14 protein-coding genes are annotated in these 9841 nt (G+C 42.9%); all 14 read right to left on the reverse strand.

The window, feature by feature from the left end; translation table 11 throughout:
• Positions 1 to 388: 388 nt before the first annotated feature.
• Positions 389 to 799, reverse strand: a complete 411-nt coding sequence (locus HWQ39_RS00610) for a hypothetical protein (protein WP_292840117.1) — start codon at positions 797 to 799, stop codon at positions 389 to 391.
• Positions 800 to 892: 93 nt separating this feature from the next.
• A complete protein-coding gene (locus HWQ39_RS00615) occupies positions 893 to 1120 on the reverse strand; it encodes a hypothetical protein (protein ID WP_292840119.1) in 228 nt (75 codons plus the stop codon).
• Positions 1121 to 1328: 208 nt separating this feature from the next.
• Complete coding sequence (locus HWQ39_RS00620; RefSeq protein WP_292840121.1) at positions 1329 to 4313, reverse strand: plasmid replication protein, CyRepA1 family; 2985 nt, start codon at positions 4311 to 4313, stop codon at positions 1329 to 1331.
• Positions 4314 to 4428: 115 nt separating this feature from the next.
• Positions 4429 to 5028 carry an alpha-ketoglutarate-dependent dioxygenase AlkB gene (locus tag HWQ39_RS00625; RefSeq protein ID WP_292840123.1) on the reverse strand — a complete coding sequence of 200 codons (600 nt, stop codon included), beginning with the start codon at positions 5026 to 5028 and terminating at the stop codon, positions 4429 to 4431.
• 160 nt (positions 5029 to 5188) lie between these two features.
• Positions 5189 to 5377 (reverse strand): hypothetical protein, encoded by a 189-nt coding sequence (locus HWQ39_RS00630; protein ID WP_292840125.1) that lies wholly within the window; start codon positions 5375 to 5377, stop codon positions 5189 to 5191.
• Positions 5378 to 5403: 26 nt separating this feature from the next.
• Positions 5404 to 6204: a KilA-N domain-containing protein gene (locus HWQ39_RS00635; protein ID WP_292840127.1), complete on the reverse strand. Its 801-nt coding sequence runs from the start codon at positions 6202 to 6204 to the stop codon at positions 5404 to 5406.
• A 34-nt stretch (positions 6205 to 6238) separates the two neighbouring features.
• On the reverse strand, positions 6239 to 6697 hold the full coding sequence (locus HWQ39_RS00640) for a DUF1392 domain-containing protein (RefSeq protein ID WP_292840129.1): 459 nt from the start codon (positions 6695 to 6697) through the stop codon (positions 6239 to 6241).
• 146 nt (positions 6698 to 6843) lie between these two features.
• The gene (locus tag HWQ39_RS00645) at positions 6844 to 7092 is read right to left on the reverse strand and encodes a hypothetical protein (protein ID WP_292840131.1); all 249 of its coding nucleotides are present in this window, start codon (positions 7090 to 7092) and stop codon (positions 6844 to 6846) included.
• On the reverse strand, positions 7089 to 7436 hold the full coding sequence (locus HWQ39_RS00650) for a hypothetical protein (protein WP_292840133.1): 348 nt from the start codon (positions 7434 to 7436) through the stop codon (positions 7089 to 7091). The genes HWQ39_RS00645 and HWQ39_RS00650 overlap by 4 nt, the downstream gene beginning before the upstream one ends.
• Positions 7394 to 8245 carry a hypothetical protein gene (locus HWQ39_RS00655; protein ID WP_292840135.1) on the reverse strand — a complete coding sequence of 284 codons (852 nt, stop codon included), beginning with the start codon at positions 8243 to 8245 and terminating at the stop codon, positions 7394 to 7396. The genes HWQ39_RS00650 and HWQ39_RS00655 overlap by 43 nt, the downstream gene beginning before the upstream one ends.
• Before the next feature lie 125 nt (positions 8246 to 8370).
• Positions 8371 to 8763 (reverse strand): hypothetical protein, encoded by a 393-nt coding sequence (locus tag HWQ39_RS00660; RefSeq protein ID WP_292840137.1) that lies wholly within the window; start codon positions 8761 to 8763, stop codon positions 8371 to 8373.
• 22 nt (positions 8764 to 8785) lie between these two features.
• On the reverse strand, positions 8786 to 8989 hold the full coding sequence (locus HWQ39_RS00665; protein WP_292840139.1) for a hypothetical protein: 204 nt from the start codon (positions 8987 to 8989) through the stop codon (positions 8786 to 8788).
• Positions 8982 to 9308, reverse strand: coding sequence for a hypothetical protein (locus tag HWQ39_RS00670; RefSeq protein WP_292840142.1), 327 nt, complete (start codon positions 9306 to 9308; stop codon positions 8982 to 8984). Before HWQ39_RS00670 ends, HWQ39_RS00665 begins: the two co-directional genes overlap by 8 nt.
• A gap of 353 nt (positions 9309 to 9661) precedes the next feature.
• The gene (locus HWQ39_RS00675; RefSeq protein ID WP_292840145.1) at positions 9662 to 9787 is read right to left on the reverse strand and encodes a hypothetical protein; all 126 of its coding nucleotides are present in this window, start codon (positions 9785 to 9787) and stop codon (positions 9662 to 9664) included.
• Positions 9788 to 9841: the final 54 nt, after the last annotated feature.

The raw sequence follows: 9841 nt of genomic DNA on the forward strand, positions 1-9841 counted from the left end.
TTACTTTCAATCTACTCTGCATTTATATTATGCAGCTTAAATGCCGATTAGCTTACCATCGTTTGAGTAAGGATTATGAACGTCTGACTGAAATGAGTGAGGCTGCCGTATATGCCGTTATGACTCGAATTATGCTACGTCGACTAGCTGTCTAAAGATTTACTTTATAAATGGTCTCTAAGGAAACTTCCAAGATTCAGATTAATGTGTTTTTTAATTGGCATAGTTCTGTAAAATTATTTTAAGTTGAGCAGAGCATTCACAAATAAAGCGAATAATCTTTCAGTAGTGTTTGAACGTTCTTTTTATGAATAATTCCTGAAAATATACTTGAAATTCTTGCTATGACGCTCTTTAATGAATCTCTATCCGAAACTGATTAGGGTTATCAATTCTGTCCCCTCCCAATTATTTCGATCAGCCTTAAGTTGATCGCTTCTAAGCTGTTTAAAGCTGCGTTAGTAGTGCGTTGATGCTCTAGAAAATCACGTCTATGTTCTGACAAAGTACGTTGATGTTCTGCAAAACTACGCTGAAATTCGTTGAAATTAGCTTGCATGAGTTGCTGATTTTCTTGTAGTTGTAAAACCACATCATCAAACACAGCACTGCGAGCTAAAACACGATTTATATCACTAGTTAATTCTTGTACAGTAGCGTTTGTTTCTCTTACTGCTTCCTGTGTAGCTCGGATTTCTTGCTGCGTTTGTCGCATCTGTTCTTGTGTTTGTAATTGACTACGGGTAAGTTCTGCTAGTAGCGCTCTCATCTCATCGTTACTGTTGTTTGTGTCGGTCATAGTTTCCACTTATTTTTTGATTATTAATATTATTTAGTATAGTTCGTTAGTCAAACTTTCTTATCTGGAATTTTTGGCGTTCAGTTTTAATAATTAAGCCTCTTTCAGATTATTTAGTCTGATTAATCCCTCAATTCTATTTTTCAGAATGTTTAATTCGGTTTGGGAAGTATTGCATTCCTTATCAATACCCAAACCAAGAAAACATCTCAGGGCTTTATTAATTATGTCTGATTCAGATATATCTAACTCGGTTGCCTTATCTTTTAAAGCCTTGATGACATCATCAGAGGTTCTAAAAGTTTTAGGTTGCAATGCCATTTGAAAAAAATCCTTATAGTTACTACTTGGCAGTGTAACACAAAAGCGAATACATTCGTAAGCGCTAAATTACTTACTCAATTGCTCCTGCTCCCAAGAGTCCCAACCTCACACCATCCACTCCGTCCACTGGGGCGCATCTGTCACCAACTGAGCAAACTTTTGAGGGCAAGTGTCTTCAAACTCCAGCATCACGCCGCAACGCTCATCACTCGTTTACGGGAGTTGTTAACACTATATTGTTAGTGCCTGACACCAAATCAGATACAGCATTTTGAGCGCTGCCTAAAACAGATACTTCATCCCGATTTAACCACTGCCTAAAAATCGAATCACGTTGATCATCAGGGGCAACAAACTGGTAAACGCACTCCCGATTTTCACGCTTACCCAACCGACCAACATAATCCAACTTCAAATCAATTTTGGCAAGTAATTTTTGTGCGATCGCCACTGGAGTCAGTTTTTCTGAAATACTCACATTCAAGTAATTCTTGATAACGTGCCGATGCGTTACAGCCAGCGCCTTAAACTCCACCATCTTCTCGTCACTTCCCCGCAACTGCTCCCCAGGAGTGAGCAACTGCAACAGATTCAGTTCTTCTAACAACAGTACAGCAGGTAACATCTGCCCCTTGTTGAAGTCGGGTTTCCAAACCGAATTCTCCCCCAACTCTAACTGCGCTTTCGCCCGTTTCGCATCACGGTTGGTCAAAAATTCCCGCCCCAGTGTCAAATAATAGTGCATCCGTAGTTGAGGATACCACCCATCGTCATCTTTCTCGACCAAATCAGGGGTTACGTCAACTTCATAACGACGGGACAATTCTGCCTTGCGCTGCTGGTGTCGTTCGGTTTTGGTTTTCGCTCTTGTGTCAAGGAGCTTCTTGAGTTCGGCATCAGAGATGGTTGGAGAATCCGCGATCGCTTTACACTCAGCAGTATATAATTCAACAGATGCCGCTTTAACCGACTCGATAACTGCCCCACTTTCATCGTCATCAGCATCCAAGGCATCAATAATGGTGTACCCATCCTCGACTAATCCCGCAAGCACCGATTCCCGATAGCGCCGCATCTCAACGTTAATCACAGAACCACGTTTACCCCAAGTCTGCAAGGATTCGGGCTGAAAGTTTTGGTCAACATAGCTGTAATCGTCATTGTCCGCCGCCGACAACAACGCAATGTTCGCTTGTGTTGCGACGTGTTGACTTCTGAGTAATCCTCCGATGGTTGTGGAGCCATTCCCTACAACCCCCATACCCCACTCTCGCACCCAAATGTGACGGTCAACAGTTTCCCTAACCCTTGCCAACATCTGGCGCACGGAGTTAACCGGTTGCACTCCCTGAAAAATCCCCCAAACACCATCAAAATGTCCTCGAATATCGATGGATACCCCAGTTTCTAAACTTGGAGATGCGATAACCAAATTATACTGGGTCAGAATTTCGTTCAGGTGAGCGATACAACCGAAAGCCGCATGAGACGGATCTGCAACAGATTCGCTATCAATTCTCAGGATTCGCAGGTGTGGGTATTTACGGCGAAACCGTTCTTCCAATGCTTGGGTTCCCCATTTTGACTTGGCTTTTTGAGCAGAACAGCATAATAAATGATGCCCCCCTTTGGAAATGGCTTTATCCAAAGCCGCGATAAGATTCTTCGGATTACTGCCAGAATAGTTGTAACAGTTTCCGGCTACGTGCCGATAATTGTTGACGATTACGAAAGGATTAACTCGATATTCCCCAGCGAGTGATAAAACATACTTCACATCTGTGTCTGAAACATCAGCAGAAGATAGGTAAATCTTTCCCTGACTGCTGCCTAAAACATTCTGTACCAGTTGTTTGAGGTTTTTGAGAACAGATACCCGACGTTTAGCAACCTCCGTACCAGAGTTGAGCAAATGCCAGAAAACTTGGTCGCATTCATCAATAATAATGACATCGTTTGACCAGTCATTAGGGTTGAATCGCGCCTGACTTTCTTGATGCAATGAATCAACACATACCCCATATCCTAATAATGTGCCTGTTTCATTCGTGCGGACTTCTGTGACATAATTCACTCCAAAGCGATCGCATAATGCCTCACCCAGTTGAATGCGATGGGTGATGATTAACACCCTACGTCCAAGGTCATGCGCCTTCGCCACCTCAGTAGACAGCCATTCAGTTTTACCAGTACCTTTGGGAGCCTTGAGGATAATCAGTTTTTCACCTTCGGGGACGAGAAGCTGGCCCAAGAAACGTTGGTTGAGAGCGATCGCTGGGGGATAAGTCAGCAGTGTGAAAAGCTTAATCTCCCACAACTCCAGTGCAACGGCAGTGTTGTAGATTGCATCAAATGCCGGCTGACCCTTGGCGACGATAAAATCATCAACCCCTTTCTCTGCCCCTAGTGGTAAATCAATCACTCGCAGCGAACACCCTTCATTTACCAACAGCCGTCCCATGCGACTGATAGCGGTTCTGACTCGCTGGACTGTCTCAGGTTTGTTGTCTTGGTCAAAGCAGATGTTGACCTGTCGCCCCTGTGTTGCGAAATGTTTCAAGTCGGGAATCAGAGAGGGTTTACCAATAGCATTACCGTACTCATCATGGGGTGTGCGGTATCCAGCGTTAACACCAGGAATTGCGATCGCAGCATAACCAGCAGTCAGTAATGCCCCCGCTTTTTTGACACCTTCTACAATTGTGACTGGTACGTTATGCCTCCAAACCCAGTGCCAGAAACCGCCAGGGTGTTGCAAGTCCTCTTCGGTAATGGGGATGCCGCTACGATTGGAGACCTTCACCCAGATGCGATTAGGCACTAGGAGGAAGAAAGCGCGTGTCTCTTCTCTGAATGGGTGTTCATACTTGATCAATTTGTGGATCTTCTGGCGATCTCTTCGGGGGTGGTCAGGTTTGAAACAGCCCCACATCATACTGACGTAGTTGTTGAGGGGGTCAATTCCACTGCACCACCAGCCGCCTAATTCAATGTGCTGGTACTTCTTTAAATCGCGATCGCGCAGTCGTCCATCATTGCGGCGGGAGATTTTGGGACTGTAGAGGAGATATTCGTAGGGTAAAGTCCCAGACAGCGAACGCACATTCAGAGCAATGATTTCTTCGTCAACTCCGCTGCCTCGCCATTCTTGTAAATGTTTGAAGTGAGAATCAGATTCGATTATACGCATATTCCCTCCGATATTTTGACGCATGGAAATGAAGCGGCATTGCACCCATGCCGCCGGTTCAAATTTTTGTGAGAGCTTGTGCTGGCTATGAAATCCTCAACAGCCAGCTACAGGGTTATCTCCCGCCTCCCGTGTGTGGGCGGAAAGTCAAATTAATACGTGTACTAACAACTTTGTTGGTCTTGGGAACCTGATGCAGATGAGTAGACTGACAGCCAGGGTGCATCACAAGTAAGCTGCCGTGTTCGAGCCAGAAGTCAGTTGGCCTGCCATTTTTCGGTTTGATTTGGAACTTGCGACATGACCCCAAGCTGACTGATGCAATCGCCGGGTTAAGTCCCATTGATGCTTCATTGTCGGAATGCCAGCCAATTGAATCCTGTCCACTGCGGTATTGGTTGCCGATGACGATGCGGAACTTGTAGCCAGTTAATCCGGTTATGCGATCACGTAACCTAGACAGAGCTTCTGTCCAACATAGTGGTTTCAAAAACACGCTATTCGAGTAAAGGTAATCACATCCGGCATCACCATAAATACACTCCAGGCGGGGAATAGGCATTGTTTTACCCGCGATCCTGATTTGATTCTGTTGCCACTCCAGTTTCAAGCAGTGTTGGTAGAGTTCGTTTGCAAGTTCAAGAGCTAAGAAATCGGGGTAGTAGGTGACTGGTAAAACTGGGACTGATTCAGTGAATAAATTGAGTTGTTGCATGGTAGTTTTATCTAACTAAAGAACGTGTAAGTGGGGGAATTGCTGTTAGTTTTGGTTGGACAAAAATACTTCATGTTTCTTGAGATACCTGTTCCCAATACTCAAGAACAAAATCATGGGCTTGCTGTAACACTTGAGGGAGTAAAAATAAGGGGACTTCCTAAGCCGCAATCACACTACCAGCAAAACATTCTGCAAGTTCAATCCGAATACATTCTGGTAAATTACTCTCTAAAAACTTGAGTAAATGATCCTCGTTTTCTGGTAGTTGAACAAAAAAATAATCGTCGTGCATGATATCGGCAACTAGACCGTATTTTTCTGCCAAGGTTTTTCGTAGAGTGTTCATAATGAAAGGTTGATTTAGGTAGGGAATTATTGAGAGATGACTTTTACTATTTCGGGCAACCACCGCAGTTGAAAAACAGTTTGGTTTGAAGATTTGGCAACTGCGGGAACCATGCGACCCCATTGCTTACCAGATTCAGTAGGACGATAGGGAATTTTCTTGTCATCAGTTCTGTATTGCAGTCCCGAATTTAGCAAGCAGTGATTAACAGCCCGTGCCGACATTCCCACTACCTCACCGATTTGTGTTGGATTTAGAAATGCGTCCTCTGCAACATTGGTTTGAGCAATCGCAATCTTGAGTTCATCGGCTGCTGGCTTAAGTGCGGGGTTGACAATGGTTGCAGCATTAACTGCTAACTGGGCAGTGAGGGATTTGTCTAGTCCAGCAAATTCCCCCAACATCATTGCTAACTGTGCGGCTTCATGGGACGGAGCTAATGTATGTGGTGGTTCTTGCTGTTTTACTGGCTCTACTTGGGTTGAGAGCATCACTTTCATTAAAGTTCTATTAGCCCAGATGCGGAATTCGACAGAAACCCACCGAGCTAAATCAATGGCGATTTCTGGGTGAATCCAAGTGCTTTGTTCACTTCCATATCCCTGGATATCTATCACCAATAACGATATGAGGATCTTCATATCGTTAGAAAGTGCTTGTAAATACTGCTTTGTAGACTTGAGCTTCGTGTAATCAGCTAAGAATTTCCCGTTAGCTTTGCACATCTGACTTGCATTCACATAGCCTTTGGGTACAGCATGTTTACCTATTTCCCCATCTTGAGGCATTTGATTAATTTCTGAGTCGTGCCAAAAATGTGTCAACATGATTCATTCCCTGGGTATTGAACAAATAATTGATTCAGGCATTCACACGCACCAAACTTTTTTCACCAAGCAGGGAGAAGCGATTCGATATAGTTGGTGTCTTAATTAACGTTGGTGACATCAATTCAACAAGGTAAAACCAAGAATTATGCACCAGCGCAATCCCCAAAATCAGCCGTTGTTTTGTTCCCTTATCGTGCGAACAGAGAATTACTCTTTCACCTAAAACAAAAGTAGGTTTTTGCACAGTGATGGCTTCTAATTCTCCAGTGACGATGATCTGGTTTTGTGTAGCGTGGAGTATTTCATTGCGGCAATCAATTGAATAAATCCAACATTCGTGTTTCCATTGCATACCGCAACAGTAACCAAATCTCCTTGTAGTTCGTAGGAAAACTCTCTCCAGTAAATTAACTGCAACAGGTGGAGTTGTTTTGCCCCAAGGTGGAGATAGATACCAGCTTGTTTGAAGTGCGTTAATGTGGTCAATCATGCTTTTCTTCCTAATAGGTAATTAATCGCTTCAACATCAAGAGCATCAATGCGTTTTTTAATTGATTGTGGCGGGTTATCAAAAAACTGTTTGAGATGCCATTTCCGAATTTTATAATGTCTAGCAGAGCGTGTTGTAGCTTTGAGCTATCCTCTTTTTACCCACCTTGTAACAGTTGAGAAATTCAATTGAAGGACTTGAGCGATTTCCTGGCAGCTATAATTATCAAGAGTGGGACGGGCTGAATAACCTAAGTTGTTTAACTTCAGGTAAATTGCAACTGGTGTGCGTTGATATCCTCGTCTTTTTAAGATTGAAGCTATTTGTTTGACTGTGTAGACTTCAGCCTTAGCTTCGATAATTGCTAGTTCTTCATCAGTCCATTTGATACTCATAATCTCACCTCTGATATTGATGCAGATTTAGTAGAAGAATGTTCTTTGACAATCCGAGCGCTGATAGATTCAAAGTCCACTTGAAAGATGTTCATATCTGTGACCATTTCCCCTGTGTTGTAGCGGTCTACTATGTGCTGTTTAATTGCGGATTGGTTCAGCCCATCAGAGATATCAATGTGCGCTTCACTGATGATTTTTTCGACTACTGTGACAATGATTCTCATGGGTAATTCCTGTTTGGTAATTTGAATAAATGAGAAGCCAGAATTATTCTGACTTCCGACTTCTAAATTCCGGTTCAGCCTGCCCCAGTCTTTGCAGTTTGCAACTGTTGCATCCATGCGTTGATTGCTGTTAACTCATCAGCACCATTACCAACAGCATCAACAACTTGGTTTTGATACAAAGATTCGGCATGATTAGGATACTCACACTTGTCTGCTGCCCAAGCCAAACACATTGTTTTTACCAGTTCATTAATCTTAGTAATATGAAGTTGACTTGGACGGTCAACATCCTGAAATTGCAACCACTCTCTGACTAAATCAAGTGGATAATCAAGCAAGGTGCGAATATTTTTGATTCGTAGGTCTTGGGGATGTACTGGTTGAGGAACTACGCTAAGTTTTGGTGGATTTGTTGGGGTTTCTGCTACAGATGGAATAGTTAATGATGTGCCACCTAAGCAAGATTGAATGTCATTAATGAGAGTTCCCCAATCAGCATTTTTATTCCATTCTCTTTCAATTCTGCTTTTAGTTGCAGCATCGTAAAGATTGCAGAAAACCGTATTTTGTTCACCAGCATTAGCAGCAATAATCAGTGGCTTAGAAAAATCCTGTACACCTGATGCAGCCAAGAGAAAGCTTTTGGTGAAGTTTGTTTCAATACCACTTCTGATGACATAAACTCCATCAGCACTCACTACAATGTCCAGCTTGAGATTATCCTTTCCTTTGAACTCTTTAGTTGTAAATCGCAGTTCAGACAGATAACCAGTTAATGCTCTTTGGGAAACAGGGATGGTTTTCTCCCTCTCAATATCGTAGTGATACCACAAGTAAGATTCTCCACCTAACTCAGCATTTTTGACATATAAATAGATGGGTTCAGGAGGGTTGCAAAGCCCTAATTTTATTTCAGTAACCATGTTCACCTCGGTTAAAGTTTTATTGAGTGTTGTTCTGTGTGCAATAATGGGAATTCTGTAGCGGGAGAAAAACTTCCGTGCGTTCATCTGAAGTAATGGCATTCCTTTAGGTGAACGCTTTTGTATTAGGTAGAAGGTTCTTGATTAGGCTCTAATTCCCATTGCAGATAAGTGAGTGCAGTTTGAGCATCAGCAATGTTTAAATCAGGTTGATATCCCAACTCCAGTAGTTGTTTGTAGTCTGGGTGCGTAGCAATAAGGGATATCAGGGTTTGAGCTTGTTCAACTAATTGGTGTAGGTTGGGGTTAGACATTTCAATGCCAAGCCTGGAACATAAATCCTCTGCCTTTACACCGAAAGTCCCTGGTTCAATCTCGGTTTCTAACTCTTCAAGCAGAGATTGGAAATTCGGGTGTTCATCGTTAATTTCGACCTCAAACAAATCTGCGCTCTTTGTAACGACAGTTGCCCAATCAGGTAAAGTCTGTGCAATGGTTTTAGCGTAAAGTTTCATCATTGTTTCCTCTAGGATTAATAACCTAAAAATCCTCGGCAATCTCCAACAAAAAGCCGCGTCCCGTATTCTGTACTTGCACCAGTTCTCTATCCAGCAGAGTTTGAATGACTGAATCTGAGAATTGGAATTGCAAACGATGCAATGGAATACAACCGCCACAAAGCCGAATCGAACGCAGCAAATGATTAGCTCTACGCTCAAAGTCGTTGTTTGCTTCCTTAGCCATTGTTTGCACCTCTAGTTAATACGGTTAACTGTCGGTTGAGAATGCTTATTTGCTGTTGATAAAAGTCAATCTCTGCGGTTATTTGGTGGAATAATTCTTCTGGTGTAAGCGGTTGGATTTGATTCTCTTGCAAGTACGATATTTCGTCAGAGTTTTTATTAGGCATCAGGACATAACGCCAGCCATGATCAAATTGTTCAGCCAATTCTGTGCCTAATGGGTAGTAGTAAAGTCCTAGAATCGTGCCTTGTTCTGTGCGCTGCTCCAAACCAAAGCGAGGGTAGCCCCAGTGTTGGGGGATTGAGATCGTGGGTTGCATATTGATTGGTGAATGAAGGGAAAATGAGAGAAGAATTCAGGAGTCAGAATTCAGAAGTCAGAATTTTGGGAAGAAGAGGAGGAAAGAAGGCAGATTTTATTAACTTCTCCACCCTGCTCTTTGTTTCTTTACTGACTCCTGACCAAACAATTCGCAATTCGCAGTTCACAATTCGCAATTGAAAATGCGAATTATGAACTAATTGATTAATTGGCTAACCTTGGAGTCAAAGCCGCCACCATACTAGGTTGGTGGTCAACAAGAGAGTGGGAGGTACAAGCCCCCACTAAATTGTCTTAATTGCGAATTGCGAATTGCGAACTGGAGTTGACTCCTGGATGCTGACTACTGAATTACGCTGTGACTAACTCCGTTCTCTCCAACAGCCGTTGCAATTTATCGCCAGTTAGCTGTTCTAACGGTTGGTCTAAAAAATATTCATCAAAAATGGATTTACTATCAGTAGATACGTCCACCATCGGATACCGTTGGCGAATTCCCTAAACAGCTAAACTGAACCGATTAGTTCAGCG

The sequence above is a fragment of the Nostoc sp. NMS8 genome, assembly GCF_017115045.1.
In the GTDB taxonomy this organism is placed as follows: domain Bacteria; phylum Cyanobacteriota; class Cyanobacteriia; order Cyanobacteriales; family Nostocaceae; genus Nostoc.